Below are 26665 nucleotides of genomic sequence, written 5' to 3'. Positions count from 1 at the left end.
ACTGTCGGCGCCGGTCATGGGCGCGGGTGATCTTCCGGTCAAGACGGCATCGACAGGGAGGCGATGACCACCGCCTCCGCGCCCGGCCTAGGCCGCGAGTTCCGCCTCTCCGGTCTTGGCGCCGGTGATGTAGGAGACGATATCCTGCCCGTCGGTGTCCTGCTTGCGCAGATTGGCGACGATGCGGCCGCGCCGGAAGACGACGATGCGGTCGCAAAGGTCGAACACCTGGCGCATGTTGTGGCTGATCAGGATCAGCGGCTCGCCATTGTCCTTCAGTGTGCGGATGATGTTTTCGACCTGCGCCGTTTCCTGCACGCCGAGTGCCGCCGTCGGCTCGTCCATGATGATCAGCTTGGAGGCGAAGGTCGCGGTCCTGGCGATCGCCACGCACTGGCGCTGGCCGCCCGACATGTGGCGGATGGTGTTGGACAGATTGGGGATCTTCACCGCCGTGCGGATCAGTGCCGCCTCGGTCGCCTTGCGCATGTACTTGCGGTCGAGGATCGAGAACGGGCCGAGATTGAACAGCACCTTTTCGCGGCCGAGGAACAGGTTCGACGGCACGTCGAGATCGTCGGCCAGCGCCAGGTTCTGGAACACGGTCTCGATGCCCGCCGTGCGCGCCTCGATCGGGCCGGCAAAATTCACTTCCTTGCCGTCGAACCAGATCTGGCCGCTGGTGCGTTGCTCGACCGCGGTGATCTGGCGCACGAAGGTCGACTTGCCGGCGCCATTGTCGCCCATGATGGCGACATGTTCGCCTTTGCGCAGTTCGAAGTTCGCGCCTTCCAGCGCATGCACGCCGCCATAGCGCTTGGTCAGGTTTTCGGTCTTCAGGACGATGTCTGACATGGTCAAGCCCTCAATGCCCGCAGGCGCTGGCGCCACTGGTCGAGAACGACCGCACCGACGATGATCACGCCCTTGACCATTTCCTGGTAGTAGGCGTCGAGGCGCAGGAAGGTGAAGCCGGAGATGATGACGCCGAAGATCAGCGACCCGATCACCGTGCCGACGATCGAGCCGCGGCCGCCCGAAAGCGAAACGCCGCCGATCACCGCCATGGCGATCGCGTCGAGTTCGTACATCACGCCCATGCCGGACTGGGCGGTAAGGTTCTTGGAGCTAAGCACCACGGCGGCGAGCGCGGCAAGCACGCCGGCGATGACGTAGACGAGGATCTTGTGGTTGGCGATCTTGATGCCGGACATGCGCGCGGCGTCCTCGTTGGAGCCGATCGCATAACAGTGCTTGCCATACCTGGTGTAGGTCATGATCAGCTGGAACAGCACGGCCAGCGACAGGAAGATGATGACGGGCATCAGGCCCTTGCCGATCGCGGCGAAGCTGTCGGTGGGAAACGAGATCGGCTGCCCCTTGGACCACCATTTGGCGATGCCGCGCGCGGTGACCATCATGCCGAGCGTGGCGATGAATGGCGGGATGCGCGTGTAGGCGATCAACGAGCCGTTGACCAGGCCGGCGAGCAGCCCGCAACCGATCGCCACCAGCACCGGCACGATGACAGGCAGGTCGGTCCAGCCTTGCGCCAGGAACATCGCCTTGGGATTGGGGTTGCCGTTTACTGTCGCCACCTGGGCGAAACTCATGGCGATCATCGCGGTCGCGCCGACGATGGAGCCCGAGGACAGGTCGATGCCGCCGCAAATGATCACTTGCGTCACGCCGATGGCGATGATGCCGACGATCGACACTTGCAGGATGATGATCTGCAGGCGCGCTTCGTTGAAGATCCCCGAGACGTCGCTGCGGGTGTTGAACAGGAAGCTGTCGCCGAGAAAGATACGGCCGATCAGTTCGAAGACGACAACGAGGATGACAAGCGCCAGGAAAACGTTGAACTCGGCCGGCCATGCGCGCTTCTTCGCGTCATAGCTGAGTCCTCCGACGCCGTGAGATGTCTGTGCCAAATCGTCTATCCTCCGTCGGCCGTGGTCGCCCCTCGTTGCCTTGCTGGCGTTGGGGGAAGAAGAGCGGCGCCGTCTATTGCGTGAGAGCGCCGCTCCGTATGCCCGCTGCTCAGTTCTTCTTCAGGAACTTGTCGATGTTCGCAGGGGTCACCAGCTGGAAGGGGACGTAGACCTTGTGTTCGACCTTCTCGCCCTTGGCCAGCTTGAGCGCTGCATCGAGAGCACCCGCGCCCTGTCCGGCCGCGTCCTGGAACACGGTTGCGTCGAGGTCGCCGGCCTGCATGGCGGCAAGCGCGTCCTGGGTGGCATCGACACCGCCGACGACGACCGACTTCATGTCGACGTTGGCGGCCTTCATCGCCTGGATGGCGCCGATGGCGCTTTCGTCATTGTTGGCGATCACGCCGTCGAACGGCTTGCCGGTCGACAGCCAGTTGGTCATCAGGTTCTGGGCTTCGTCGCGGTTCCAGTTCGACGTCTGCTTGTCGATGATCTTGATGAAGCTGCAATCCGGCGTGGCGATCACTTCTTCGATGTCCTTGGTGCGCTGCACCGCGGCCTGGTTCGACAGCTCGCCCATGATCACATAGACGTTGGCTTCCTTCTTGCCGGCTTCCTTGAACAGGCGGCAGACTTCCTTGGTCTCGAGCGTGCCGGAATCGGCCTCGTTCGAGGCAACGAATGCCTGGTTGTCCGGCAGCGTATTCACGTTGACCGGCTCGCGATTGACGTAGACCAGCGGAATCTTGGCGGCGGCCGCGGCATCGGACATCGCCTGCGTGGCCGAGGTGTCGACCGGGTTGACGATGATCGCGTCGACGCCCGAAGCGGCGAAGTTCTTGATCTGGTCAAGCTGCTTGGCAACGTCGTTCTGCGCGTCCTCGACCTGCAGCTCGACGCCGCTCATGCCCTTGGCCTGCGCGATCATCCCATTGCGCAGCACGGTCAGGAAGTTGTCGTCGAACTTGGCCATCGATACGCCGATCTTGGCGGCCATGGCGGATGAACCCATCAGCGCCGCGAAGGCGACGCCCAAAAGCAGTTTCTTCATTGTATCTCTCCTCCACTCTTGGTGTCCGGTTGCACCGATCTATCCGGAATCCCCGATCTCCCGGGGAATCTCTCCCGATTGCCATTTCCGTCCCGGATGACGCCTTCCAATTGGCTGGAACGTCGAACCCTCTGTTGTTACCGGAACGAAAGAACCAAAATATACAGTTGGTGAAATATTTATTCCATTTTGCGCCAAGGCGTCAAGGGCGATTCCAAAACCGGATGCGCGATTTTCGGATGACGGGCGCTTGCCGCCAGGCCGGACACCGACGATCGGCCGATGTTCTCGCGACGTCGCTTCGCCGCTGCTCCGCTTGAAATGACGAAGCGGCAGGCGTTTCAGCCAATCTCGAAGATCGAGACCCCTAGATATTCTCGGGCAGATAGATGTCGAACGGCAGGAAGGTCTGGCCCGGCGCGTTCGCGGCGCCCGTCTCGATGGCATGTGCCATGAGGTCGACCAGTTCACGGCAAAGTGCTGCAAGTGGCGTGGAGATCACCATGGTCAGGATGTTATCCGCCAGGGCGGAACGCGATACCGCTGTGATCTCGTTGCAGATGACCGCGGGCATCTCGGCCGGCCTCGCCTGCCGGAGCGCCGCGACCGCGCCCTCCATGCCGCCGCCGGCGACATAGAGGCCGGCGAGGTCGGGGTGGCGGCCCAGAAGCTCGATGATGGTGTCATGCGTGATCTGGTTGGCTTCCAGGTTGACCAGCGTTTCAAGCAAGGTGAATTCCGGTGCCTGCTCGCGAAAGAAGGAGCGAAAGCCGATCTCGCGCAGTTCATGGCCGTGGAAGCGGTGGCTGCCGACGAACAGGGCGACCTTGCCTGGCCGCCGGGCGGCCTTCGAGATCATCCATGCCGCGGTGCGGCCGACCTTGCGGTTGTCGAGGCCGACATAGCCCTCGCGAATGCCGGCGGCGAAGTCGGACAGCAGGGAAAACACCGGCAGTCCTTTCGCCTTCATCTCCTCGACCGCGACCGTCAACGTGGGGTGATCCGGTCCGACCAGGGCGACGGCCCTGCATCTGGCCGCCAGCTTGCGCGCGCGCTCGACGATTTCGTCGGGCGCCAGCGAGTCCGCGAAGTCTATTGCTGCGACGCCACGAAAGCGCTGCGATCGCGACACGGCGAGTTCAAGCTCGCGTGCGAACTCGCTGTAGAAGACATAATTGCCCCTGAGCAGCAGGAAGCCGAGCCGATACTCGGGCAACTCATGGCGCATCCGCTGCTTGATCAGGCCCGCGGCGTGGTAGCCGATTTCGGTCGCCGCCTCGTAGACGCGACGCGCTGTTTCCTCGCGCACCGGCAAGCGGCTGTTGAGCACGCGGTCCACCGTGGCGACACTGACGCCGGAGATGCGCGCCAGATCGGTGATGGTCGGCCGTTTCGCCATGCTTGCCTCAGGAATTGTTCGGCCTTCCTACATCATTCTGATAGGAAATGATAGAAACTATCTTTGTGATGTTGAGTCTATCATTCGTCGGCGCTATTTTCACGCCTGAAGCTAATGGAGGATAGGCATTCGTCTTGGCGAGTGCCTTTGCCATGGGAGGCAGCCATGTCCACGACGCCGTCCCGGCGTGACTACAGCCTGATCGGCCGCGACGCCCAGCTCGCCGTCGAGACAGGCCTGTCGGCGGCCGAATGGTATCACACCGAGATTCCGCGCAAGCAGATGAAGGAGCTGATGCAGCGCTCCGACGGGCCGGCGATACGCGATACGCTGATCTGGCCCGCCGCGCTGGTCGTCAGCGGCGCCGGCGGCGCCTGGTTCTGGGGCAGCTGGTGGTGCGTGCCGTTCTTCTTCGTCTATGGCGTCCTCTACGGCTCGTCCACCGATTCACGCTGGCACGAATGCGGCCACGGCACGGCGTTCAGGACGCAATGGATGAATGATGCGGTCTATCAGATCGCCAGCTTCATGATCATGCGCAATCCGGTGACCTGGCGCTGGAGCCACACGCGCCATCACACCGACACCATCATCGTCGGCCGCGACCCGGAAATATCCGTCATGCGGCCGCCGGACCTGGCTCGCGCCGTCCTCGGCTTCGTCGGTGTGCTCGACGCCTGGCATGCGATGAGCGACATGCTGCGCAATGCCGCCGGCAACATCAGTGCGGCGGAAAAGACCTTCATTCCCGAGCAGGAGCAGCCCAAGGCGATCCGCATTGCCCGCATCTGGACGGCGATCTATGCCGCGACGATCGCGCTGGCGCTGTATTCTGGTTCGTTCCTGCCGCTGATGCTGGTCGGCCTGCCCCGTCTCTATGGCGCCTGGCACCACGTCATGGTCGGTCTGCTGCAGCATGGCGGGCTGGCCGACAACGTCACCGATCACCGGCTCAACAGCCGCACCGTCTACATGAATCCGATCAGCCGTTTCATCTACTGGAACATGAACTACCATATCGAGCATCACATGTTTCCGATGGTGCCCTATCATGCGCTGCCGAAGCTGCATGAGCTGATCAAGCACGACCTGCCGGCGCCGACCCCGTCGATCCTGGCCGGTTACCGCGAGATGATCCCTGCCTTCCTGCGCCAGTTGCGCAACGAGGACTATTTCCTCAAGCGCGAACTGCCGCCGACCGCCAGGCCATACCGTGAGGAATTCCACGACGGTGCCGTCGCCGCCGCGGCGGAATGATCTGGTTATCCAAGCCGTCGCCGCCGCGGCGGAATGATCTGGTTATCCAATTTCCAGGAGAGGACTGAATGAGCGACTGGGTTGCGGCCTGTGCCGCCGGCGATATCGACGAAGAGGACGTGATGCGCTTCGATCATGGCGGCCGTACCTTCGCCATCTATCGCAGCCCCGACGACGAATATTTTGCCACCGACGGCCTTTGCACGCACGAAAAGGTGCATCTCGCCGACGGGCTGGTGATGGACGACATCATCGAATGCCCCAAGCACAATGGCCGTTTCAACTACAAGACGGGTGACGCGCGCGGCGCGCCGGTCTGCGTCAACCTCAAAACCTATCCGGTCAAGGTCGACGCTGGCAAAGTCCTCGTTCGGATCAGATGATGGCGCGCGGGATGGTGATTGTCGGGGCCGGCGAATGCGGTGGGCGGGCTGCGCTCACGCTGCGCGATCTCGGCTATGCCGGACCGGTGACGCTGGTCGGTGATGAACCGCATCTGCCCTACGAGCGCCCGCCGCTGTCCAAGGACGCGATGGTCAGCGATGCGCCCGAAATCAGGGCCATCGCCAGCGACGAGGTGCTGGCCGAGAAATCGATCAGTCATATCCATTCCGTCCAGGCCATGGCGATCGATCGCGAGGCGCATAAAGTGCGCCTGTCGGACGGCTCGGTCCTGCCTTACGACAAACTCTTGCTGGCCACCGGCTCGACGCCGCGCAAACTGCCGATGCCTGGCCTTGGCGCGCGTTGCGTCTATCTCCGCACCTTCGCCGACGCGCTGGCCATTCGCGCTCATCTGCACACCGGAAGCCGTATCGCCATCGTTGGCGGCGGCTTCATCGGTCTCGAACTCGCCGCCGCTGCCCGCAAGCTCGGCGCTGCGGTCACCGTCATCGAGGCGCAGCCGCGCATCCTGATGCGCGGCGTGCCGGCCGAGATCGCCGAAATCATCCATGATGCGCATGTCGCCGAGGGCGTCGACATCCTGTGCGGCGACGGCATCGCGTCCATCGCCGACGACGGCAGCGAGGCGCGCGTGACGCTTGCCGGTGGACGAGAGATCGTCGCCGATCTCGCCATCATCGGCATCGGCGCCGTGCCCGTGACCGGGCTTGCGGCCGAAGCCGGCCTGGCCATCGACAACGGCATCGCTGTCGATGCGCAACTGCGCACTGGCGATCCCGATATCTTTGCCGCCGGCGATTGCTGCTCGTTCCCGCTCGCCGTCTATGGCGGCCGCCGGGTGCGGCTGGAAGCCTGGCGCAACGCCCAGGAGCAGGGCGTGCTGGCGGCCAAGAACATGCTGGGTGCCGGCGAGGCGCATGCGGCGGTGCCGTGGTTCTGGTCGGATCAGTATGGCCTGAGCCTGCAGATATCAGGACTTTCCGACGAAGGGCGCAGCATCGTGCGCCGCGATCTCGGCGACGGCGCCTTCATCCTCTTCCACCTCGCCGAGGACGGCAGGCTGGTGGCCGCCAGCGGCATCGGGCCCGGCAACGCGGTCGCCCGCGACATCAGGCTGGCCGAAATGCTGATCGCCAAGCGGGCGAAGCCGGCGCCGGACGCCCTCGGTTCGCAGACTGTCAAGCTGAAGTCGTTGCTGGCGGCTTGAGTTTTACCCTCCCCCTTGTGGGGAGGGTCGCTGCGAAGCAGCGGGGTGGGGGTGCGGCACCGGACCCCCACCCGGACCTTCGGTCCGACCTCCCCACAAGGGGGAGGTAAAGGGCGCCTAGAAAAGCGCCTTGAGCTCCGGCAGCTTGTCGTTGACCAGCCAGCCATAATAGTTCTCTTCCGGCAGCTTTTCGGGCTCGCCGGCGCCGCGGCGCTTGTCGTTCTCCGCCTTCAGTGCATAAGCGCGCTGCTCCGGATTGCCGACATTGTAGAGCGTGGCGGTCAGCCCCGGATTGCCCGAAATGTCGAAGCCGGCGATGCTCTTGTAGGCGTCGATCGATTTCCTGATCGTCGCGGCGACGTAAGGCAGCGTCAGGTCGGGATCCATGATGGTCTTGTAGACAGAATTGGGATCGGCGACGTCGAGCTTGGGCAGGCCTGAAACCTTGTGCACGAGATCGCTCATCTGCAACGCCGTCAAAGGGTTGAGCTGGCCGAGGCCGAAGGTCTGGCCGGCATAGTAGGGTTGGAAGAAGGTGGCGCCGAAACGATCGTCGGGAAAGCTCTCCCCGCCAACGCTCTTGCCGCGGAACGAATGGTTCCACACCTGCTCGCGGCATTCCCACAGATCGTAGCTGTCGGACATCCCGGCGCATTTCTTGAATTCCGGCCGCTGCACGAAATCGGTGATGTCTTCGCCGTCATAGGCGAAGGACAGCTTGCTGGAGAGATAGGAGATCGCCTTGACGTAATAGGTCTGCAGCCGGTCATAGGCGTCGACATTGTAGGTGTGCTCGCCGACAATGGCGCCGACGATGTGCAGGGGATCGATGCCGTAGGCGGTGGCGGCCTTCTTGATCTTGCCGCGCAGGTCGGCGTCGTTCTGCAGCAGGGCGTAGACCTTGCGGTACTTCGCCTGGAAGGTGGTGTTGGTGGCTTGCGTGCGCCGGCTCGAGGCGCCCGGAATATCGGGCTGCTCGGCATTGCGGTTTCCAGCCGGCACCAGTGTTGCCGCGTCGGCGGCGAAGAGCGTCGCCGCCAGCGTCAAGCCGAGAATGACCAGGATCAGTTTTTTCATGCACCGCCGCCTGCAAAAGCACATGACCCGAAATCGGAAACAGATTTCGGAAAGGATCATGTGCCAAATAAAGTGCTACAGCGTCCTTTGCGCGTCCGACGGACGCGCGGCGCTGTAGTGCCGGGCAAACTAGGGTAGTGCTCTGGCTCGAGTCGAGAGCGTCCCTTCACCCGGCAAGACGAAAGGTGGCCAGATGGTACCATCTGGCCACACATGATTGAGCTGCCGGAACGCGTTGCCTGAACCGGCGCCGGAACAGCCCGGCGTCGTTCTTTAAAGAATAAATCGCGACAAATCTGTGTTCCTGGACAGGTCGCCGACATGCTTCTCGACATAGGCGGCGTCGATTGTCACCGCGGTGCCGTTGCGATCCGGCGCGTCGTAGGAGATTTCATCCAGCACCCGCTCCATCACCGTCTGCAGCCTCCGGGCGCCGATGTTCTCGACGCTGGCATTGAGGTCGACGGCGATACCAGCCAGTGAATCGATGGCGTCGTCGGTGAAGGACAGCTCGACACCCTCTGTCTTCATCAGCGCGATATACTGCTTGATCAGGCTCGCCTCGGTCTCGGTCAGGATGCGGACGAAATCGTCCTTCTCCAGCGCGCGCAGCTCGACGCGGATCGGCAGGCGGCCTTGCAACTCCGGCAACAGGTCGGACGGCTTCGAGACGTGGAATGCGCCGGAGGCGATGAACAGGATATGGTCGGTCTTCACCGGCCCATACTTGGTCGCCACCGTGGTGCCTTCGACCAGCGGCAGCAGGTCGCGCTGCACGCCTTCGCGTGACGGCCCGCCCGAAATGTCTGATCTGGCCGCGATCTTGTCGATCTCGTCGAGGAAGACGATGCCGTCATTCTCGGTGGCGTCGAGCGCCAGTCGCACCACTTCGTCCTGGTCGAGCAGCTTGTCGGACTCGTCGCCGACCAGCAGCCCATAGGACTCCTTGACCGTCGTCTTGCGCGTCTTGGTCTTCTTGCCGCCCATCGCCTTCGACAGCATGTCGTTGATGTTCAGCACGCCGATATTGGCGCCCGGCATGCCGGGAATCTCGAAGCCGGGCATGCCGCCATTGCCGGTGTCGGCAACCTCGATCTCGATTTCCTTGTCGTCGAGCTCGCCGTCGCGCAGCTTCTTGCGGAAGCTGTCGCGGGTGGCCGGGCTCGCCGTCTTGCCGACGAGCGCTTCCAGCACACGTTCCTCGGCGTTGATGTGGGCGCGTGCCTTGACGTCCTCGCGCATCTTCTCGCGCACCAGCCCGATGGCGATCTCGACCAGGTCGCGGATGATCTGCTCGACGTCACGGCCAACATAGCCGACTTCGGTGAACTTGGTCGCCTCGACCTTGACGAACGGCGCACCGGCGAGGCGCGCCAGGCGGCGCGAAATCTCGGTCTTGCCGACGCCGGTCGGCCCGATCATCAGGATGTTCTTCGGCATCACCTCTTCGCGCATCTGGCCTTCCAGTTGCTGGCGGCGCCAGCGGTTGCGCAAGGCGATGGCCACGGCGCGCTTGGCGTCCTTCTGGCCAATGATGAAGCGGTCGAGTTCCGAAACGATTTCGCGGGGAGAGAATGTGCTCATATCACTAAATTCCACTTTGCCACTGCTTGATGGCCTCGAACGGATGCAGCAGCATGATCACGTTGAGTGTCAGATTGTCCCGGATGAGATAGCCGGTACCGAGTTCGAAGAGGATGGCGAGGCTGACGATCACCCATATAGGTAGCCTTCGCGCCATCACAAATCCCAGCACCATGGCCAGTGTGTCGGACACCGAATTGATGATGCTGTCACCGTAATAATCGAGCGAGATGGTGCCGGCGCGGTAGCGGTCGATGATGAACGGGCTGTTCTCGAGCAGCTCCCAGCCACCCTCGACGAGGACGGCGAATGCCAGCCTCAGCCCGATTGGCGACCGCGGGAACAGGTATCTCGCCAGCGCGTAGAACAGGAAGCCGTGGATGATGTGCGAGAACGTGTACCAGTCCGAAATGTGCTGGGAGTTCTCGGAACTGTTCACCACGCCGTGCCACAGCTTGACGTAACCGCAGGTGCAGATCGGCGGGTGGCCCATCATGTAGAGCGTGACGGCCTGGACAATGACCAGGCCGAGCACGATCAGAAGTCCCATTCGCCAGCTGTTCTCGTAGGCCGAGAGGTCGTTGGCCTCGCCGGATCCGGATGCGTTCATGCCCTATTGCCCCTCTTCCACGTCGCCCTCTTCGGCGTCGATCGCCATCAGCACGACGTCACCATAGACTGATTGCCGCCGGTCAATCGCCTGGAACCCAGCCTTTTCATAGGCGCGGATGGCTCGGCCGTTGGCGGGATCGGGGTCGATGATGACGCGCGGAACGCCTTCCTCGAACAGGTGTTCGACGAACTGGCGCACGATCGCCGAACCATGGCCGATGCCGACCAGCTCAGGCCGGCCGATCGACAGGTCGATGCCGAGCGTGCCGAACGGCTGGTCGGCATAGGGATGGTCGTCTTCCAGATGCGGATCGTAGCTCTGCAGATAGGCGATCGGCTTGCCGTCGAGCTCCACGATCAGCGGCTCGACGGAAATCGAGTCGATATGTTTGCGAATCTCGGCGATTTCCGTCTCGGGATCGTTCCACCACTGCGCGACATGCGGCTCGGCGAGCCAGCCGGCGATCATCGGCAGGTCTTTCTCGGTCACCGGCCGAAAATCGTAGAGCACCACCTTCTCAGGCGGCATCGAGCGTTTCGACGACGAAATTGTTGTTGGTGTAGACGCAGATGTCGGATGCGATCTGCATCGCCTTGCGGGCGATCTCCTCGGCGTCCTTGTCGGTGTCCATCAGCGCGCGCGCCGCGGCCAGCGCGTAATTGCCGCCCGAACCAATGGCCATGACGCCATGTTCGGGTTCGAGCACATCACCTGTGCCGGTCAGCGCCAGCGAGATCGACTTGTCGGCAACCAGCATCATCGCTTCCAGCCGGCGCAGATAGCGGTCGGTGCGCCAGTCCTTGGCGAGCTCGACGCAGGCGCGCGTCAACTGGTCGGGAAATTGTTCGAGCTTGGCTTCGAGCCGTTCCAGAAGCGTGAAGGCGTCGGCGGTGGCGCCGGCGAAACCGGCAATCACATTGCCGCCCTTGCCGATGCGGCGCACCTTGCGTGCATTGCCCTTCATGATGGTCTGGCCAAGGCTGACCTGGCCGTCGCCGGCGATCACCACCTTGTTGCCCTTGCGCACCGTCACGATGGTCGTTGCGTGCATGGTCAGTTCATTCGACATTTCCTGGCTCCGATTCGCGCGATCCCAAAAGGCGATTGGCGCGGTACGAGTAACTTTGATCGGCCATATGTATGCATGGGGCAAACGATTGCAAATCGCCTCTCCGGCAAGGCCGATACCTTTCCGCATGGCAACTGGCAATCGCCGGATCATGCTGATAGAAGGCTTTCGTTTTCAAGCCCGCGAGCGCTTGGAGCCCGTGAACCGGTCACGATGCGTGAACCCCTGGGACAAGGATAGAGTGATGGCGCCCCGTTCCGCCGAAGCAAGCCGCAAGACCAAGGAAACCGACATCTCCGTGTCGGTCCATGTCGACGGCTCGGGCAAGTCGGACATAACCACGGGGGTCGGCTTCTTCGATCATATGCTGGACCAGCTCTCGCGCCACTCGCTGATCGACATGACGGTCAGGGCCAGGGGCGACCTGCATATCGACGACCACCACACCGTCGAGGATACCGGCATCGCGCTCGGCCAGGCGCTGGCCAAGGCGCTCGGCGAGCGGCGCGGCATCATGCGCTACGCCTCGATCGACCTTGCCATGGACGAGACGCTGACGCGCGCCGCGATCGACGTGTCCGGCCGCCCGTTCCTCGTCTGGAACGTTTCGTTCTCGTCGCCGAAGATCGGCACGTTCGACACCGAGCTGGTGCGTGAATTCTTCCAGGCGCTGGCGCAGAATGCCGGCATCACGCTGCATGTCACCAACCACTATGGCGCCAACAACCACCATATCGCCGAGACCTGCTTCAAGGCGGTGGCGCGCGCGCTGCGCGCCGCTCTGGAACGCGACCCGCGCCAGCCGGACGCGGTTCCCTCCACCAAGGGATCGTTGAAGGGATAGCGTCATGGCCACCTATGTCGTCATGGAACCGCCCGGCCGCAGTGAAAAGGTCGACGCAACGGCCTTTGTCCGCGATGGCTTCACCTGGCTGGGTTTCCTGGTGCCGCCATTGTGGCTTGCCTGGCACCGGCTGTGGATCGAAGCAGCACTGGCCTTCGTCGTCATGGGCCTGCTTTCGATGCTTGGCGAAAAGCTCGGCCTTGGGCTGGCTGGCTCGCTGCTGTCCCTGCTGGTTTCGCTGTATGTCGGGCTGGAGGGACAGGGGCTGCGCGTCGCGGCGCTTCGCCGCCGCGGCTGGCACGAATGGGGCGTGGTCGAAGCCGGTTGGCTCGATGATGCCGATATACGCTATGCGCTGGAAGCCGATGCGCTTGCCGGTGAGGTTGCGCCGCCGCCGCGCATGGTCCCGGATGCGGCCCGGGCACGCCCGGCGCAGCCGGGCATGGCGCTGGGGCTGACCCACATTCCGGGACGAAGCTGACATGCGGGTTGCGATCATCGATTACGGTTCGGGCAATCTGCGCTCGGCCACCAAGGCCTTCGAGCGCGCCGCGCGCGAAGCCGGCATCGCCGCGCAGATCGACCTGACCGCCGATGCCGAATGTGTGCGCACCGCCGACCGCATCGTCCTGCCCGGCGTCGGCGCCTATGCCGACTGCGCCGCCGGACTGCGTGCCGTCGCCGGCATGTGGGAAGCGGTCGAGGAAGTCGCTATTCGAAAGGGCCGGCCCTTCCTCGGCATCTGCGTCGGCATGCAGCTGATGTCCGAACGGGGTCTGGAAAAAACCGTTACCAACGGCTTTGGCTGGATTGCCGGCGACGTCAAGGAGATCACGCCGGCCGATCCGTCCCTGAAGATCCCGCAGATCGGCTGGAACACGATCGAGCTCAAGCGCCAACATCCGCTGTTTTCCGGCATTCCCACCGGGACCAGCGGATTGCACGCCTATTTTGTCCATTCCTATCATCTCGATGCGCGCAAGCCCGAGGAGGTTCTGGCGGTTGCCGACTATGGCGGACCGGTGACGGCCGCTGTTGCCCGCGACAATCTCGTCGGCACCCAGTTCCATCCGGAAAAGAGCCAGGCGCTGGGCCTGGCGCTGATCACCAATTTCCTGCGCTGGAGGCCCTGAAGAATATGAGCAAGAAGGGCTACTGGATGGCGATGATCGATGTCCGCGACCCTGAGGTGTACAAGCAGTACATCGAGGCAAATGCCGTTGCCTTCGCGAAGTACGGCGCGAAATTCCCCGTGCGGGCCGGTCGCTACGAGAATCCGGAAGGACCGACCGGAAACCGACACGTGCTGGTTGAGTTCGACTCCTACGACAAGGCGGTCGAATGCTATCATTCGCCGGAATATCAGCAGGCCTCGAAGTTCCGGCTTGCCGCCTCGACCGGCCATTTCGTCATCGTTGAAGGCGCCTGAACGGATGATCCTCTTCCCCGCCATCGATCTCAAGGACGGCCAATGCGTGCGCCTGAAGCACGGCGACATGGCGACCGCCACGATCTACAACGATGATCCGGCGGCCCAGGCGCTGGCCTTCGAGGAGCAGGGCTTCGAATGGCTGCACGTCGTCGACCTCAACGGCGCGTTCCAGGGCCAGAGCGTCAACAGCGCGGCGGTCGGCGCCATCCTCAAGGCAACGAAGAACCCGGTGCAGCTTGGCGGCGGCATCCGCACGCTGGCGCAGATCGAGGACTGGCTCGACCGCGGGCTCGCCCGTGTCATCCTTGGCACGGTGGCGGTGCGCGATCCCGACCTGGTCAAACAGGCCTGCAAGGCTTTCCCGGGCAAGGTGGCCGTCGGTATCGACGCCAAGGGCGGCAAGGTCGCTGTCGAGGGCTGGGCCGAGGCGTCCAGCCTCGGCGTCATCGAGCTGGCGAAGAAATTCGAGGGCGCCGGCGTCGCCGCCATCATCTACACCGACATCGACCGCGACGGCGTGCTGACCGGCATCAACTGGGACGCCACGATCGACCTCGCCGATGCCGTGTCGATCCCGGTCATCGCATCCGGCGGCCTCGCCTCGATCGCCGACATCGTGCGCATGACCATGCCCGACGCAAGAAAGCTCGAAGGCGCGATTTCCGGTCGTGCGCTCTATGACGGCCGCATCGATCCGGCCGAGGCCCTGGCAATCCTGCAGGGCAGGCCGGCGATGGAGGCGCGGCCGTGAAGCTTTCCATCATCCTGGCGTCCTATGACAGTGGCCACTACCATGGCGGCATGGGCCAGGGTCCGGACGCGCTGATATCAGGTGGTCTCGTCGACGCCCTGACCATGGCCGGTCACGACGTCGCGGTCGAGGACATCGGCAAGGTCGGGGATGACCAGGAGCGCGAGATCGTCACCGGCTTCGCCGTTTGCAACGCGGTTGCGACCGAGGTTCGCCTTGCCCGTGACGCCGGCCGGTTTCCCATCGTTCTCGCCGGAAATTGCCTGACCAGCGCCGGCGCGGTCGCCGGCGAGGGCGCCGATGCGATCATCTGGGCCGACCAGCACGGCGACCTCAACACGCCCGAGACATCCATCTACGGCTTCCTCGACGGCATGGCGCTGGCGACGGTGCTTGGCCTGTGCTGGCGGCCGATGGCAGCCGCCATTCCCGGTTTCAAGCCGATCGACCCGTCACGCTGCGTGCTCGTCAACGCGCGCGACCTCGATCCGGCGGAAAAGCAGCTTCTCCAGACATTGCCGGTCATTCGGACGGAGTGTCCCGGGGTGGCCCAGGCAACCGAAAGACTGAAGGCCGCCGGCGCCAAACGCGTGCACATGCATCTCGACCTTGACGTGCACGACCCGAAGGAACTGCAGGTCAACCGCTATGTCAGTCCAGGCGGGCCCAGCCCCGAGCAGTTGCGCGACGCGGCCTGCGCCATGGCGCTTGCGGTGCCGGTCGTCGGCATCACCGTTTCAGCCTACGATCCGGCCTTCGACGCGCAAGCGGAAGTTCCGCCGCGGGTCGGTCAGTTGCTCAACGATCTCATAGCCACGATAGAGGGAAGGTGATGCTGAAAGCCCGTGTCATCCCCTGTCTCGACGTCAAGAACGGCCGTGTCGTCAAGGGCGTCAACTTCGTCGATCTCATCGACGCCGGCGATCCGGTCGAGGCGGCCAAGGCCTATGACGCGGCCGGCGCCGACGAGCTCTGCTTCCTCGATATCACCGCTTCATCGGACAATCGCGAGACCATCTTCGACGTCGTCGCCCGCACCGCCGAACAGTGCTTCATGCCGCTGACCGTCGGCGGCGGCGTGCGCCAGGTCGCCGATATCAGGAAGCTGCTGCTGGCGGGGGCCGACAAGGTGTCGATCAATACGGCGGCGGTGAAAAACCCGGACTTCGTCGCCGAGGCGGCCGACAAGTTCGGCAACCAGTGCATCGTCGTCGCCATCGACGCCAAGAAAGTGTCAGGCGCCGGCGAGGCCGACCGTTGGGAGATATTCACCCATGGCGGCCGTGAAAAGACCGGCATCGATGCGGTCGAATTCGCGCGCCTGATGGTCGATCGCGGCGCCGGCGAGATCCTGCTGACGTCGATGGACCGTGACGGCACCAAGGCCGGTTACGATATCGCGCTCACCCGTGCGGTCGCGGATGCGGTGCGCGCGCCGGTCATCGCTTCCGGCGGCGTCGGCACGCTCGATCACATGGTCGAAGGCATTCGCGACGGTCATGCCGGCGCGGTTCTGGCCGCTTCCATCTTCCATTTTGGCACCTACACCATAGCGCAGGCCAAGGCCCATATGGCTCAAGCCGGGCTGCCGATGCGGCTGGACTCCCCCGGCGATCGGTCTTAAAGCATGATCCCGGAAAGTGGGAACCGGTTTTCGGAAAAGATCATGCTTAAACAAGCAGATAGATGACGCCATGACCGAGTTTTCGCTGTCCGACCTGGAAAAAATCGTCTGGGAACGCGCCCATTCCGGTGACCCGGACTCGTGGACGGCGAAACTGTTCGCGCGCGGCATCGACAAGGCGGCGCAGAAGCTCGGCGAGGAGGCGGTCGAGACGGTGATCGCCGCCGTCAAGGGCGACAAACAGGCCCTCGTTTCGGAAAGCGCCGATCTTATATATCATTGGCTCGTCGTTCTCGGCCTCTCGGGGGTTCCGCTGAGCGACGTGCTCAGGGAGCTCGAAAGCCGCACCGGGCGTTCGGGCATCGCCGAGAAGGCGTCACGGCCCAAGGGCTGATCGCGAGGGAGGGCAGGTATCTCGATGGATCAGCTCGCGCCAACCGAGAAATATTCCCCCTTTCGTTTCTTCTCCGCCGAGCAATGGTCGCAATTCCGCGCCGACACGCCGCTGACGCTGAGCGCGGATGAATTCCGCCGCCTGCGTTCGCTCAACGACCCAATCGACCTCGAAGAGGTCAAGCGCATCTATCTGTCGCTGTCGCGGCTTTTGTCGGCGCATGTCGAAGCGAGCCAGCTTCTTTTCAGGCAACGCCAAGCTTTCTTCAACGCGGTGGACATCGTCAAGACGCCGTTCATCATCGGCATTGCCGGTTCCGTGGCGGTTGGCAAATCGACCACGGCGCGCGTGCTGAAAGAGCTGCTGGCGCGCTGGCCGTCGAGCCCCAAGGTCGATCTCATCACCACCGATGGCTTCCTGCTTCCCAACGAGGTCCTGCGCCGCGAAAACCTGATGGAACGCAAGGGTTTCCCCGACAGCTACGATGTCGGCGCGCTGCTGCGTTTCCTGTCGGGCATCAAGTCGGCACAGCGCAACGTCCGCGCGCCGGTCTATTCGCACTTGACCTATGACGTCATTCCCGGCGAGTTCGTCACCATCGACCGGCCGGACATCCTGATCTTCGAAGGCATCAATGTCCTGCAGCCGGGCAAGCTGCCGCAAGACGGCAAGATCGTGCCTTTCCTGTCGGACTTTTTCGACTTCGCCATCTATATCGATGCCGAGGAAGAACTGATCCACCAGTGGTACATTGCCCGCTTCATGCGGCTGCGCGAGACTGCGTTCCGCAACCCGGACTCCTTCTTCCACCGCTACTCCCAGCTCTCGGAGGATTCTGCCCGGGCCATCGCCGAAGGCTTGTGGACCAACATCAATCTGAAGAACCTGCGCGAGAACATCCTGCCGACGCGGGCCCGCGCCGACCTCATCCTGCGCAAGGGCGCCGACCATCTGGTCGAGGAAGTGGCGCTGCGCAAGCTCTAGTGGCCGGCCATCAGCCATCAGCCATCAGCCATCAGCTATGAACGCCCTTGCCTGCTGGCTGCTGGAAACTGCGCGACACCAGCTGTCCCGGATCCATCACCTTGCCAGCCTTCATAGCGCCGGGCGTCAGATCGGCTTGTGCTGGAGAGGGTCGTCATCCTCCGGCTTTGTCACTCGTCGCAGCGTCAGATTGATCCGCCCGCCATTTTTCAGCAGTGCCGAGGTCGAGGGATAGATGCGGTCGACGCCGTGAAAGCTGAGGCGTCCTTCGCCGCCGAGCACCACGACGTCGCCGCTTTTCAGCCTGAACGATTTTGTGCCGCCCTCCCGCGTCGTCTGGCCGACCCGGAACAGGCAATCGTCACCCAGCGAGACGGAGACGACCGGCGCCGAGAAATCGGCCTCGTCGCGGTCCTGGTGCAGGCCCATTTTTGCGTCCTGCGTGTAGAAATTGATCAGGCACGCTTCCGGTGGCTTGGGGTAGCCCGAGACCTGCCGCCAGAGCTCGAGCAGCGCTTCCGGGATTGGCGGCCATGGCGTCCCGGTCACCGGGTGCGTCGGCTGGTAGCGGTAGCCGCGTTCCTTGTCGGTGACCCAGCCGAGCGGGCCGCAATTGGTCATGCGCACGCTCATCTCCTTGCCGGTGCGCGGCATCGCCGGCACGAACAGGGGTGCTTGCTGCACGATCCGTCTCACATCCTCGACCAACGCTTCCTGCACGGCGCGCGACAGGTAGCCGGGCATGTGGCGGACGCCTTTGGGCAGGACGAGCATGGCTTCGGTCAATCAATCCGTTTGATGTGGCGGCAAGCGAGATTGCCACGAGGACCCGCAAAGGACGACCCGAAAGCCGCGCTTGCCGACCTGAAAGGGAATAGGAGCGGGCCGCCTCAGTCGTCGCCGACCCGGCCGCGCAGCTTCTTCACGGTCGAGCGGCCGGCCTTGCTCTTCAGCCGCCGCTCGACCGCGCCTTTCGATGGCCGCGTCTTCTTGCGTGGCGGCGGTGGCGGCTCAGCTGCCTTGGCGACCAGCGCGGTCAGCCGCGCCCGTGCATCCGCGCGGTTCTGCTCCTGCGTGCGGAAGCGTCCGGCTTCGATGACGATGACACCGTCCTTGGTGGCGCGCTGGCCGGCCATCTTGATCGTCCGCTCGCGCACGCGTTCCGACAGGCCCGACGCATTTTGCGCGTCGAAGCGCAGTTGCACGGCCGTCGCCACCTTGTTGACGTTCTGGCCGCCCGGCCCGGACGAGCGGATGAAGTCCTCGTGCAGGTCGCCCGGGTGGATCACCGCGTCGTCGGCAATGATGATCTTGTCGTCGGTCGTCATGCCGCAGTCATGGCGCGGCGGATCGAAAAAGAAAAGGCCCGATCGAGACCGGGCCTTCAATGGTGCTGAGCGGCGTGGCGATTATTCCGCCGCTTCCTGCATGTGGGGCGCCGCACCCAGCACGACGGCATCGACATGGCTTTCGAACTTGCCGAAATTGTCGATGAACATGCCAACCAGTCTTGCCGCCTGCCGGTCATAACCGGACTTGTCGGCCCAGGTCGACCGCGGATCGAGAATGGCGCTGTCGACGCCAGGGACGGCCACTGGCACTTCGAAACCGAAATGGGCGTCGGTGCGGAAATCGGCCGTCTTCAGCGAGCCGTCGAGTGCCGCCGCAAGCAGCGCCCGCGTTGCCTTGATCGGCATCCGCTTGCCAGTGCCGTAGGCGCCGCCGGTCCAGCCGGTATTGACCAGCCAGCAATCGACCTGGTGCCGGGCGATCAGGTCGCGCAGCAGATTGCCGTATTCCGACGGATGGCGCGGCATGAACGGTGCGCCAAAACAGGTCGAAAATGTCGCTTCGGGTTCGGTCACGCCCTTTTCGGTTCCGGCCACCTTGGCCGTGTAGCCGGAAAGGAAATGGTACATTGCCTGCGCCGGGGTCAGCCGGGCGATCGGCGGCATCACGCCGAAGGCATCGGCGGTCAGCATGATGATGTTCTTCGGATGGCTGGCGCGCCCCGTCTTGCTGGCATTGGGGATGAACTCCAGCGGGTAGGCGCAGCGCGTATTTTCGGTGAGCCGACCGTCGTCGAAATCCGGCACCCGGTCCGCGCCAAGCACGACATTCTCCAGCACGGTGCCGAAGCGCTGCGTGGTGGCGAAGATTTCCGGCTCGGCTTCCGCTGACAGCTTTATCGTCTTGGCGTAGCAGCCACCTTCGAAATTGAAGATGCCGTGCGGCCCCCAGCCGTGCTCGTCGTCGCCGATCAGCGTGCGTGACGGATCGGCCGACAGCGTCGTCTTGCCGGTGCCGGAAAGCCCGAAGAAGACGGCCGTGTCGCCGGCTGGCCCCTCATTGGCCGAGCAGTGCATCGGCATCACGCCCTTGGCCGGCAACAGGTAGTTGAGCACCGTGAACACCGACTTCTTCATCTCGCCGGCATAGGACGTGCCGCCGATCAGCACGATCTTGCGCGAAAGGTCGACGGCGATCACCGTTTCGGTGCGGGTGCCGTGACGGGCGGGATCGGCGCGGAAAGACGGCAGGTCGATGATCGTCATCTCAGGCACGAACTGCTCGAGTTCGGCGGCACCGGGACGGATGAGCAGATTGCGGATGAACAGCGAGTGCCAGGCAAATTCGGTGACCACCCTGGTGGTCAGTTTCAGTTCCACGTCGGCGCCGCCGACCAGATCCTGCACGTAGAGATCCTTGTCCGCGGCATGCGCCCGGAAATCAGCAAGCAGCGTGTCGAACTGGGCCGGCGACATCGCCTTGTTGTTGTCCCACCAGACATGCGGCTCGGTGGCGCCGTCGCGAACGACGAACTTGTCCTTGGGCGAGCGACCGGTGTGCTGGCCGGTCTCGGCGACCAGCGCGCCATGCGCGGTCAGCCGGGCTTCGCCGCGCCGGATAGATTCCTCGTAAAGGGCAGCCGCGCCGAAATTATAGCGCACCACGCCCGTGGTTTTCAGGCCGATACGATCGATCCCGCAAGCAGGATTGCGTTTGCCGACTTCCGACATGGGGGTCCCTTCTTCAATTTGCCGCATCTGCCGGCGCATTTCCGGCGCGCCCACTACGCGGGCTGAGATGGTCAGAACCAGAAAAGCCAAATGATATCAAATCATTAATCGATTTAAATATTTTGAAAGTTGTTTAAATCGTTTATATGTGCAAGAAGTTCGGCGGTTGCCCAAAGGATTGGCAGGGTTCGATCGTCTAATCCGTAGTGAGGTGCAATTGTGACCGCCGGCACGCCGCCCGTGACAGCGGACAGGGCTTATGCCACATTTTGTACCTAATTTGTCCTGCAAAAGCCCCTTCTCTACGAAAGAAGGGACAGCTCATGAGGGAGCCGCTTGAAATGGCAACAATCGCGCTTGTCGATGACGACCGCAACATTCTGACGTCGGTGTCGATCGCCCTCGAATCCGAGGGCTATCGCGTCGAGACCTACACGGATGGTGCGTCCGCGCTGGAGGGTCTGGCGGCACGCCCGCCGAATCTTGCCATCCTCGACATCAAGATGCCGCGCATGGACGGCATGGAGCTGCTGCGCCGGATGCGCCAGAAGTCCGACCTGCCGGTGATCTTCCTGACCTCCAAGGATGACGAGATCGATGAGTTGTTCGGCCTCAAGATGGGCGCCGACGATTTCATCCGCAAACCGTTCTCGCAGCGTCTGCTGGTCGAGCGCGTGCGCGCCGTGCTGCGTCGCGCCAGTGCCCGCGAAGCCGCGGCCAAGACGCCCAGCCAGCAGGCACGTTCCCTCGAGCGCGGCCAGCTTGTCATGGACCAGGAGCGCCATACCTGCACCTGGAAGGGCGAGCCGGTGACGCTGACCGTCACCGAGTTCCTGATCCTGCATTCGCTGGCGCAGCGTCCCGGTGTCGTAAAAAGCCGTGATGCGCTGATGGATTCGGCCTATGATGAACAGGTCTATGTCGACGACCGCACCATCGACAGCCACATCAAGCGGCTGCGCAAGAAGTTCAAGGCCGTCGATGACGACTTCGAGATGATCGAAACCCTTTACGGAGTCGGGTACCGCTTCCGCGAGGCATGAGTTGATGCACGTCGCACGACGTTATGCATCGAAATAAAGATTAGGCAGGGCCTGCTATTCGATGGCAGTGGAGGCACAGCGAACAAGACCGGCGGGCGCTGCCAGGCGGCCGTCGCGCATCATGCCGTCATTCGTGTCGAAACTCACGGTGCCGATGCGCCGCTTCCTTGGCCATCATATCTTTTCCAGCCTGACGCGGCGCATCCTCTTCCTCAATCTCGCCGGCCTGGCCGTCCTGGTCACCGGCATCCTCTATCTCAACACTTTCCGCGACGGGCTGATCGATGCCCGCGTCGAAAGCCTGATGACCCAGGGCGAGATCATCGCCGGCGCGATCGCCGCCTCGGCGACGGTCGAGACCGACTCGATCAGCATCGATCCGGAAAAGCTGCTTGAGCTGCAGGCCGGCGAAAGTCTCGGCCCGGGCTCGGACCAGCTCGACAATCTGGACTTCCCGATCAACCCGGAGCGGGTTGCGCCGGTGCTGAGACGGCTGATCTCGCCGACCCGGACCCGCGCCCGCATCTATGACCGCGACGCCAATCTGCTGCTCGATTCGCGCCATCTCTATTCGCGCGGCCAGATCCTGCGTTACGACCTGCCGCCGGTCGACGAGGAAGAGCCTGATCTGCTCGAGCGCATCCAGAAGTTCGTCTTCGACTTCTTCCGCAACACCGAACTGCCGGTCTATCACGAGCAGCCGGGCGGCAACGGCGCCGCCTTCCCGGAAGTGGTCAAGGCACTCACCGGCAGCCCGTCGACCATCGTGCGCATCTCGGAACAGGGCGAGCAGATCGTTTCGGTGGCGGTGCCGATCCAGCGCTTCCGCGCCGTTCTCGGCGTGTTGATGCTGTCGACCGAAGGCGGCGACATCGACAAGATCGTCGCCGCCGAGCGCAAGGCGATCCTGCGCGTGTTCGGCATCGCGGCCCTCGTCACCGCCATCCTGTCCATGCTTCTCGCCTCCACCATCGCCAACCCGCTGCGCCGGCTGTCGGCGGCGGCGGTGCGCGTGCGGCGCGGCGTCAAGAGCCGCGAGGAAATCCCGGACTTTTCCGACCGGCAGGACGAGATCGGCAACCTGTCGATCGCCATACGCGACATGACCAACGCCCTCTACGCCCGCATCGAGGCGATCGAAAGCTTTGCGGCGGACGTCTCGCACGAGTTGAAGAACCCGCTGACGTCGCTGCGCAGCGCGGTGGAAACCTTGCCGCTGGCCAAGAACGACAATTCGCGCAGCCGGCTGATGGACATCATCCAGCATGACGTCAGGCGTCTGGATCGTCTCATCACCGATATTTCCGACGCCTCCCGTCTTGATGCCGAGCTGGCGCGTGAAGATGCCGGGACGGTCGACCTGAAGAAATTCATCACCGATCTGGTCGCTGTTTCGCGTGAAGCCACGCGCAACAAGAAGGCGGTCGAGATCGAATTCAAGGTCGCCAAGCTGCCGCAGGGCGTCAAAGGCTATTTCGTCGTCGGCCATGATCTGCGCATCGGCCAGGTCGTCACCAACCTGATCGAGAACGCCCGTTCCTTCGTTCCCGAGGATCATGGTCACATCACCCTGTCGCTGGCGCGCGCCGGCAAGTTCAACATCCTCACCATTGACGACAATGGTCCCGGCATCCGTGCCGACAACATCGACCGCATCTTCGAACGTTTCTACACCGACCGCCCGGCGGGCGAGGCGTTCGGCCAGAATTCGGGGCTTGGCCTGTCGATATCCAGGCAGATCGTCGAGGCCCACGGCGGGACGCTGACCGCCGAGAACATCCCTGGCACCAAGCCCGGCGAGATCAAGGGCGCGCGCTTTGTCGTCACGCTGCCGGCCGAAGCATGATCCCGAAAAGTGGGGACCGGTTTTCGGACAAGATCATGCTTAATTCAAAAACATGAACGGGCAACATCGTGCCTGATCCAGTCGCGCAGCCTGAAAACATTCACGGAACCGCGATCCTGATCGGCGAGCGCGGCGTGCTTATCACCGGGCCGTCCGGCGCCGGCAAGACGACGCTGGCGCTGACACTCCTGGACCATTGCCGCGCGCGCGGGCTGTTCTCGCGGCTGATCGGCGACGACAGGCTGCTTGCCGTGGCCCGCGCCGGGCGGCTGGTCTGTCGCGTGCCGGCGCCCATCGCCGGTCTCGCCGAAGTGCCTGGGTTCATGCCGCACCCGCTGCCGTTCGAGCCGGGCGGAGTGATCGACCTGCATGTGAGGCTGGTGCCCAAGGCAGAGAGGGCCCGTTTCCAGGAGGAAATCAGCGAGCCGGTCGCAGGCTGCCCAGTGCCGCGTATCGACCTTGCCGAGCGTAACGCCGCCACCGCCTTGCCCGCCGTGATGGCGCGGCTGTCGATCGCGCCTTTTCTATGATCCGCTGCGGAATTTTTGCTGCAATGCGTCAAAATGGCATGGGCCTGCGCAATTTTGGGCTTGTCAACCGGCCGCGCGTCGACAAGATAGCGCTCCCGCCGCCTGGAATGGCTGGCGAGCATAAAATACGCCTGTGAAGCGGCGATGACGGGAGCCACCAAAGAATGATCGGACTCGTGCTTGTAACGCACGGTCAACTGGCCGCCGAGTTCCGACATGCCGTGGAACATGTCGTCGGGCCACAAGACAATTTCGAAACCGTGGCGATCGGCGCCGATGACGATATGGAGCAGCGTCGCCGCGACATCGTCGATGCCGTGGCCCGGGTCGATACCGGGACGGGCGTCATCGTGCTGACCGACATGTTCGGCGGAACGCCCTCCAACCTTGCCATTTCGGTCATGGAGTCCGGCCGCACCGAAGTTATCGCCGGCATGAACCTGCCGATGCTGATCAAGCTCTCCTCGATCCGCAAGGGCGACAACATGGCGGCGGCGCTCGACGAGGCGCAGGCGGCCGGCCGCAAATACATCAACGTCGCCAGCCAGCTCTTGAGCAGCAAATGAACGCGCTGTCCCCGGAAAAAGACCAGATCGTCCGGGATTTTCCGATCGTCAACCAGCGCGGCCTGCACGCGCGCGCCTCGGCGAAGTTCGTCCAGCTGGCCAGCGGTTTCGACGCCTTGGTGCATGTCGAGAAGGATGGCGTCCAGGTCGGCGGCACCTCGATCATGGGGCTGATGATGCTGGCGGCAAGTCCCGGCTACTCGATCCGTGTCACCGCCAGCGGGCCGGAGGCCTTGCAGGTCATCGATGCGCTGGAGCAGCTGGTCGCATCCCGCTTCGGCGAGGAAGCCTGATCCCTCGCGGAGCAAAGAAGCTCCCCTCGAGACATGCACGGATAAAGATTTCTTTATATCCCATTGTCGTCTTGAACCTGATCTGCTAGTCAAGCCGGCAATTCGCGCCCTTCGACGCGCCGACCGGCGCGGGCGCATCCGCAACCAATTCGCAGCACAACAATTCGCATCGGAGCACTGCCATGACGGGTAGCAAGGACTATGTGGTCGCCGACATCTCGCTTGCCGGCTGGGGCCGCAAGGAAATCGAGATCGCCGAAACCGAAATGCCGGGCCTGATGGCCTGCCGCGAGGAATTCGGCGACAAGAAGCCGCTCAAGGGCGCGCGTATCACCGGCTCGCTGCACATGACCATCCAGACGGCGGTGCTGATCGAGACGCTGAAGGCGCTCGGCGCCGATATCCGCTGGGCCTCCTGCAATATCTTCTCGACCCAGGACCATGCGGCCGCGGCCATCGCCGATGCTGGTATCCCGGTATTCGCCGTCAAGGGCGAGTCGCTTGAGCAGTACTGGGACTACACCGACAGGATCTTCCAGTGGACCGACGGCGGCACCTCCAACATGATCCTCGATGACGGTGGCGACGCCACCATGTACATCTTGATCGGCGCCCGCGCCGAGGCCGGCGAGGACGTGCTCTCCAACCCGCAGAGCGAGGAAGAGGAGTACTTCTACGCCCAGGTCAAGAAGCGGCTGAAGGCTTCGCCCGGCTTCTTCACCAAGCAGAAGGCGGCGATCCGCGGCGTCACCGAAGAGACGACGACCGGTGTCAATCGGCTTTACCAGTTGCAGAAGAAGGGCCTGCTGCCTTTCCCCGCCATCAACGTCAACGATTCGGTCACCAAGTCGAAATTCGACAACAAATACGGCTGCAAGGAATCGCTGGTCGACGGTATCCGTCGCGGCACCGACACGATGATGGCCGGCAAGGTCGCTGTCGTCTGCGGCTATGGCGACGTCGGCAAGGGCTCGTCGGCCTCGCTCAAGGGCGCCGGCGCCCGCGTCAAGGTCACCGAGGTCGACCCGATCTGCGCGCTGCAGGCGGCGATGGACGGTTTTGAAGTCGTCACGCTGGAGGACGCGGCACCGACCGCCGACATCGTCATCACCACCACCGGCAACAAGGATGTCGTCACCCTCGACCACATGCGCGCGATGAAGGACATGGTGATCGTCGGCAACATCGGCCACTTCGACAACGAGATCCAGGTGGCTTCGCTGCGCAACCTGAAGTGGACCAACGTCAAGCCGCAGGTCGACATGATCACCTTCCCGGACGGCAAGCGGATGATCCTGCTGTCGGAAGGCCGCCTGCTCAATCTCGGCAATGCCACCGGGCATCCGAGCTTCGTCATGTCGGCGTCCTTCACCAACCAGGTGCTGGCCCAGATCGAGCTGTACACCAAGCCCGGCCAGTACGAGAACCAGGTCTACGTGCTGCCCAAGCATCTCGATGAAAAGGTCGCGCGCCTGCATCTCGACAAGCTTGGCGCCCGCCTGACCGAACTGTCCGGCGAGCAGGCCGCCTATATCGGCGTCACTCCCCAGGGCCCGTTCAAGCCGGAACACTACCGCTATTAACCAAAGCTAAATTTCCTACCAGATATTGACGCCGGGCGATTGACTTTTCGCCCGGCTTTATTTTTGCGCGCCATCAGCCTTCACGGCGATTCGGCGAGGGTTTATTGTCAGGTGATTCGCGACGCTTCCGGCCCGAGAGGGGATCAGAGAAGCGCGCAT

The 26665-nt window shown here is 63.3% G+C and carries 30 protein-coding genes; 18 read left to right on the top strand and 12 right to left on the bottom strand.

From position 1 onward, the window contains the following. Positions 1 to 87: 87 nt before the first annotated feature. From OOJ09_RS05525 to OOJ09_RS05510, 4 genes are all read right to left on the bottom strand, one after another. Positions 88 to 855 carry an ATP-binding cassette domain-containing protein gene (locus OOJ09_RS05525; RefSeq protein WP_269904227.1) on the bottom strand — a complete coding sequence of 256 codons (768 nt, stop codon included), beginning with the start codon at positions 853 to 855 and terminating at the stop codon, positions 88 to 90. A 2-nt stretch (positions 856 to 857) separates the two neighbouring features. Then, a complete protein-coding gene (locus tag OOJ09_RS05520) occupies positions 858 to 1934 on the bottom strand; it encodes an ABC transporter permease (protein WP_269904226.1) in 1077 nt (358 codons plus the stop codon). A 109-nt stretch (positions 1935 to 2043) separates the two neighbouring features. Further along, positions 2044 to 2985: a sugar ABC transporter substrate-binding protein gene (locus tag OOJ09_RS05515; RefSeq protein ID WP_269904225.1), complete on the bottom strand. Its 942-nt coding sequence runs from the start codon at positions 2983 to 2985 to the stop codon at positions 2044 to 2046. Between the two features lie 367 nt (positions 2986 to 3352). Beyond that, the gene (locus OOJ09_RS05510) at positions 3353 to 4384 is read right to left on the bottom strand and encodes a LacI family DNA-binding transcriptional regulator (protein WP_269904224.1); all 1032 of its coding nucleotides are present in this window, start codon (positions 4382 to 4384) and stop codon (positions 3353 to 3355) included. Positions 4385 to 4549: 165 nt separating this feature from the next. Between OOJ09_RS05510 and OOJ09_RS05505 the strand changes: the two genes are divergently transcribed. From OOJ09_RS05505 to OOJ09_RS05495, 3 genes are all read left to right on the top strand, one after another. After that, positions 4550 to 5641, top strand: coding sequence for a fatty acid desaturase family protein (locus OOJ09_RS05505; protein ID WP_269904223.1), 1092 nt, complete (start codon positions 4550 to 4552; stop codon positions 5639 to 5641). Positions 5642 to 5709: 68 nt separating this feature from the next. Beyond that, entirely contained in the window at positions 5710 to 6024 is a 315-nt protein-coding gene (locus OOJ09_RS05500; RefSeq protein WP_269904222.1) for a MocE family 2Fe-2S type ferredoxin, read from the top strand. Then, the gene (locus tag OOJ09_RS05495) at positions 6024 to 7253 is read left to right on the top strand and encodes an NAD(P)/FAD-dependent oxidoreductase (protein ID WP_269904221.1); all 1230 of its coding nucleotides are present in this window, start codon (positions 6024 to 6026) and stop codon (positions 7251 to 7253) included. The genes OOJ09_RS05500 and OOJ09_RS05495 overlap by 1 nt, the downstream gene beginning before the upstream one ends. Before the next feature lie 117 nt (positions 7254 to 7370). On the opposite strand, the gene OOJ09_RS05490 is transcribed toward OOJ09_RS05495, so the two are convergent. From OOJ09_RS05490 to hslV, 5 genes are all read right to left on the bottom strand, one after another. After that, a complete protein-coding gene (locus OOJ09_RS05490; protein ID WP_269904220.1) occupies positions 7371 to 8330 on the bottom strand; it encodes a DUF1402 family protein in 960 nt (319 codons plus the stop codon). Between the two features lie 273 nt (positions 8331 to 8603). Then, the gene (hslU, locus tag OOJ09_RS05485) at positions 8604 to 9914 is read right to left on the bottom strand and encodes an ATP-dependent protease ATPase subunit HslU (RefSeq protein WP_091584160.1); all 1311 of its coding nucleotides are present in this window, start codon (positions 9912 to 9914) and stop codon (positions 8604 to 8606) included. A 4-nt stretch (positions 9915 to 9918) separates the two neighbouring features. Further along, complete coding sequence (locus OOJ09_RS05480) at positions 9919 to 10524, bottom strand: DUF2585 domain-containing protein (RefSeq protein WP_269904219.1); 606 nt, start codon at positions 10522 to 10524, stop codon at positions 9919 to 9921. Positions 10525 to 10527: 3 nt separating this feature from the next. Beyond that, positions 10528 to 11055: a GNAT family N-acetyltransferase gene (locus OOJ09_RS05475; RefSeq protein ID WP_269904218.1), complete on the bottom strand. Its 528-nt coding sequence runs from the start codon at positions 11053 to 11055 to the stop codon at positions 10528 to 10530. Beyond that, entirely contained in the window at positions 11045 to 11596 is a 552-nt protein-coding gene (gene hslV / locus OOJ09_RS05470) for an ATP-dependent protease subunit HslV (RefSeq protein ID WP_269904217.1), read from the bottom strand. The genes OOJ09_RS05475 and hslV overlap by 11 nt, the downstream gene beginning before the upstream one ends. Before the next feature lie 244 nt (positions 11597 to 11840). Between hslV and hisB the strand changes: the two genes are divergently transcribed. The 9 genes from hisB (at position 11841) to coaA (ending at position 17625) form a co-directional block, all read left to right on the top strand. Continuing rightward, a complete protein-coding gene (gene hisB, locus OOJ09_RS05465) occupies positions 11841 to 12440 on the top strand; it encodes an imidazoleglycerol-phosphate dehydratase HisB (protein ID WP_269904216.1) in 600 nt (199 codons plus the stop codon). Positions 12441 to 12444: 4 nt separating this feature from the next. Next, complete coding sequence (locus OOJ09_RS05460) at positions 12445 to 12921, top strand: DUF2628 domain-containing protein (protein ID WP_269904215.1); 477 nt, start codon at positions 12445 to 12447, stop codon at positions 12919 to 12921. Between the two features lies 1 nt (position 12922). Then, on the top strand, positions 12923 to 13573 hold the full coding sequence (hisH, locus tag OOJ09_RS05455) for an imidazole glycerol phosphate synthase subunit HisH (RefSeq protein ID WP_269904214.1): 651 nt from the start codon (positions 12923 to 12925) through the stop codon (positions 13571 to 13573). 5 nt (positions 13574 to 13578) lie between these two features. Continuing rightward, positions 13579 to 13869, top strand: a complete 291-nt coding sequence (locus OOJ09_RS05450; RefSeq protein WP_091584180.1) for a DUF1330 domain-containing protein — start codon at positions 13579 to 13581, stop codon at positions 13867 to 13869. Positions 13870 to 13873: 4 nt separating this feature from the next. Continuing rightward, positions 13874 to 14623: a 1-(5-phosphoribosyl)-5-[(5-phosphoribosylamino)methylideneamino]imidazole-4-carboxamide isomerase gene (hisA, locus tag OOJ09_RS05445; RefSeq protein ID WP_269904213.1), complete on the top strand. Its 750-nt coding sequence runs from the start codon at positions 13874 to 13876 to the stop codon at positions 14621 to 14623. Continuing rightward, the gene (locus OOJ09_RS05440; RefSeq protein ID WP_269904212.1) at positions 14620 to 15456 is read left to right on the top strand and encodes an arginase family protein; all 837 of its coding nucleotides are present in this window, start codon (positions 14620 to 14622) and stop codon (positions 15454 to 15456) included. The genes hisA and OOJ09_RS05440 overlap by 4 nt, the downstream gene beginning before the upstream one ends. Continuing rightward, positions 15453 to 16247: an imidazole glycerol phosphate synthase subunit HisF gene (gene hisF, locus OOJ09_RS05435; protein ID WP_269904211.1), complete on the top strand. Its 795-nt coding sequence runs from the start codon at positions 15453 to 15455 to the stop codon at positions 16245 to 16247. Before OOJ09_RS05440 ends, hisF begins: the two co-directional genes overlap by 4 nt. A gap of 70 nt (positions 16248 to 16317) precedes the next feature. Then, positions 16318 to 16641: a phosphoribosyl-ATP diphosphatase gene (locus OOJ09_RS05430; protein WP_269904210.1), complete on the top strand. Its 324-nt coding sequence runs from the start codon at positions 16318 to 16320 to the stop codon at positions 16639 to 16641. 24 nt (positions 16642 to 16665) lie between these two features. Continuing rightward, positions 16666 to 17625, top strand: coding sequence for a type I pantothenate kinase (coaA, locus tag OOJ09_RS05425; protein ID WP_269904209.1), 960 nt, complete (start codon positions 16666 to 16668; stop codon positions 17623 to 17625). A 126-nt stretch (positions 17626 to 17751) separates the two neighbouring features. Here the strand turns inward: coaA and OOJ09_RS05420 are convergent, their stop codons facing one another. The 3 genes from OOJ09_RS05420 to OOJ09_RS05410 all read right to left on the bottom strand — a co-directional run bounded on the left by OOJ09_RS05420 (position 17752) and on the right by OOJ09_RS05410 (position 20645). Further along, on the bottom strand, positions 17752 to 18399 hold the full coding sequence (locus tag OOJ09_RS05420) for an alpha-ketoglutarate-dependent dioxygenase AlkB family protein (protein ID WP_269904855.1): 648 nt from the start codon (positions 18397 to 18399) through the stop codon (positions 17752 to 17754). 116 nt (positions 18400 to 18515) lie between these two features. After that, the gene (arfB, locus tag OOJ09_RS05415) at positions 18516 to 18953 is read right to left on the bottom strand and encodes an alternative ribosome rescue aminoacyl-tRNA hydrolase ArfB (RefSeq protein ID WP_269904208.1); all 438 of its coding nucleotides are present in this window, start codon (positions 18951 to 18953) and stop codon (positions 18516 to 18518) included. 81 nt (positions 18954 to 19034) lie between these two features. Continuing rightward, positions 19035 to 20645, bottom strand: coding sequence for a phosphoenolpyruvate carboxykinase (locus OOJ09_RS05410; RefSeq protein WP_269904207.1), 1611 nt, complete (start codon positions 20643 to 20645; stop codon positions 19035 to 19037). Between the two features lie 341 nt (positions 20646 to 20986). Here OOJ09_RS05410 and OOJ09_RS05405 point away from each other — a divergent pair, with 341 nt between their 5' ends. The 6 genes from OOJ09_RS05405 (at position 20987) to ahcY (ending at position 26506) form a co-directional block, all read left to right on the top strand. Further along, positions 20987 to 21688 carry a response regulator transcription factor gene (locus OOJ09_RS05405; RefSeq protein ID WP_013528337.1) on the top strand — a complete coding sequence of 234 codons (702 nt, stop codon included), beginning with the start codon at positions 20987 to 20989 and terminating at the stop codon, positions 21686 to 21688. 61 nt (positions 21689 to 21749) lie between these two features. Continuing rightward, entirely contained in the window at positions 21750 to 23534 is a 1785-nt protein-coding gene (locus OOJ09_RS05400; RefSeq protein ID WP_269904206.1) for a sensor histidine kinase, read from the top strand. 68 nt (positions 23535 to 23602) lie between these two features. Continuing rightward, on the top strand, positions 23603 to 24064 hold the full coding sequence (locus OOJ09_RS05395) for an HPr kinase/phosphorylase (protein WP_269904205.1): 462 nt from the start codon (positions 23603 to 23605) through the stop codon (positions 24062 to 24064). A gap of 164 nt (positions 24065 to 24228) precedes the next feature. After that, positions 24229 to 24630 (top strand): PTS sugar transporter subunit IIA, encoded by a 402-nt coding sequence (locus OOJ09_RS05390; protein WP_056589309.1) that lies wholly within the window; start codon positions 24229 to 24231, stop codon positions 24628 to 24630. After that, complete coding sequence (locus OOJ09_RS05385) at positions 24627 to 24923, top strand: HPr family phosphocarrier protein (RefSeq protein WP_269904204.1); 297 nt, start codon at positions 24627 to 24629, stop codon at positions 24921 to 24923. The genes OOJ09_RS05390 and OOJ09_RS05385 overlap by 4 nt, the downstream gene beginning before the upstream one ends. Before the next feature lie 182 nt (positions 24924 to 25105). Next, positions 25106 to 26506 carry an adenosylhomocysteinase gene (gene ahcY / locus OOJ09_RS05380; protein ID WP_269904203.1) on the top strand — a complete coding sequence of 467 codons (1401 nt, stop codon included), beginning with the start codon at positions 25106 to 25108 and terminating at the stop codon, positions 26504 to 26506. Positions 26507 to 26665 lie beyond the last annotated feature (159 nt).

Origin of the sequence: Mesorhizobium qingshengii (assembly GCF_027563465.1) — a bacterium.
In the GTDB taxonomy this organism is placed as follows: Bacteria; Pseudomonadota; Alphaproteobacteria; order Rhizobiales; family Rhizobiaceae; genus Mesorhizobium; species Mesorhizobium qingshengii_A.
This window is presented reverse-complemented; position numbering and strand designations above follow the sequence as displayed.

Bases quoted from the DNA above. Each gene is read 5' to 3' on its own strand.
- OOJ09_RS05525 (WP_269904227.1), bottom strand. From the start codon at position 855: ATGTCAGACATCGTCCTGAAGACCGAAAACCTGACCAAGCGCTATGGC.
- OOJ09_RS05515 (WP_269904225.1), bottom strand. From the start codon at position 2,985: ATGAAGAAACTGCTTTTGGGCGTCGCCTTCGCGGCGCTGATGGGTTCA.
- OOJ09_RS05510 (WP_269904224.1), bottom strand. From the start codon at position 4,384: ATGGCGAAACGGCCGACCATCACCGATCTGGCGCGCATCTCCGGCGTC.
- OOJ09_RS05505 (WP_269904223.1), top strand. From the start codon at position 4,550: ATGTCCACGACGCCGTCCCGGCGTGACTACAGCCTGATCGGCCGCGAC.
- OOJ09_RS05500 (WP_269904222.1), top strand. From the start codon at position 5,710: ATGAGCGACTGGGTTGCGGCCTGTGCCGCCGGCGATATCGACGAAGAG.
- OOJ09_RS05495 (WP_269904221.1), top strand. From the start codon at position 6,024: ATGGCGCGCGGGATGGTGATTGTCGGGGCCGGCGAATGCGGTGGGCGG.
- OOJ09_RS05490 (WP_269904220.1), bottom strand. From the start codon at position 8,330: ATGAAAAAACTGATCCTGGTCATTCTCGGCTTGACGCTGGCGGCGACG.
- hslU (WP_091584160.1), bottom strand. From the start codon at position 9,914: ATGAGCACATTCTCTCCCCGCGAAATCGTTTCGGAACTCGACCGCTTC.
- OOJ09_RS05480 (WP_269904219.1), bottom strand. From the start codon at position 10,524: ATGAACGCATCCGGATCCGGCGAGGCCAACGACCTCTCGGCCTACGAG.
- OOJ09_RS05475 (WP_269904218.1), bottom strand. From the start codon at position 11,055: ATGCCGCCTGAGAAGGTGGTGCTCTACGATTTTCGGCCGGTGACCGAG.
- hslV (WP_269904217.1), bottom strand. From the start codon at position 11,596: ATGTCGAATGAACTGACCATGCACGCAACGACCATCGTGACGGTGCGC.
- hisB (WP_269904216.1), top strand. From the start codon at position 11,841: ATGGCGCCCCGTTCCGCCGAAGCAAGCCGCAAGACCAAGGAAACCGAC.
- OOJ09_RS05460 (WP_269904215.1), top strand. From the start codon at position 12,445: ATGGCCACCTATGTCGTCATGGAACCGCCCGGCCGCAGTGAAAAGGTC.
- hisH (WP_269904214.1), top strand. From the start codon at position 12,923: ATGCGGGTTGCGATCATCGATTACGGTTCGGGCAATCTGCGCTCGGCC.
- OOJ09_RS05450 (WP_091584180.1), top strand. From the start codon at position 13,579: ATGAGCAAGAAGGGCTACTGGATGGCGATGATCGATGTCCGCGACCCT.
- hisA (WP_269904213.1), top strand. From the start codon at position 13,874: ATGATCCTCTTCCCCGCCATCGATCTCAAGGACGGCCAATGCGTGCGC.
- OOJ09_RS05430 (WP_269904210.1), top strand. From the start codon at position 16,318: ATGACCGAGTTTTCGCTGTCCGACCTGGAAAAAATCGTCTGGGAACGC.
- coaA (WP_269904209.1), top strand. From the start codon at position 16,666: ATGGATCAGCTCGCGCCAACCGAGAAATATTCCCCCTTTCGTTTCTTC.
- OOJ09_RS05420 (WP_269904855.1), bottom strand. From the start codon at position 18,399: ATGCTCGTCCTGCCCAAAGGCGTCCGCCACATGCCCGGCTACCTGTCG.
- arfB (WP_269904208.1), bottom strand. From the start codon at position 18,953: ATGACGACCGACGACAAGATCATCATTGCCGACGACGCGGTGATCCAC.
- OOJ09_RS05410 (WP_269904207.1), bottom strand. From the start codon at position 20,645: ATGTCGGAAGTCGGCAAACGCAATCCTGCTTGCGGGATCGATCGTATC.
- OOJ09_RS05405 (WP_013528337.1), top strand. From the start codon at position 20,987: ATGGCAACAATCGCGCTTGTCGATGACGACCGCAACATTCTGACGTCG.
- OOJ09_RS05400 (WP_269904206.1), top strand. From the start codon at position 21,750: ATGGCAGTGGAGGCACAGCGAACAAGACCGGCGGGCGCTGCCAGGCGG.
- OOJ09_RS05390 (WP_056589309.1), top strand. From the start codon at position 24,229: ATGATCGGACTCGTGCTTGTAACGCACGGTCAACTGGCCGCCGAGTTC.
- OOJ09_RS05385 (WP_269904204.1), top strand. From the start codon at position 24,627: ATGAACGCGCTGTCCCCGGAAAAAGACCAGATCGTCCGGGATTTTCCG.
- ahcY (WP_269904203.1), top strand. From the start codon at position 25,106: ATGACGGGTAGCAAGGACTATGTGGTCGCCGACATCTCGCTTGCCGGC.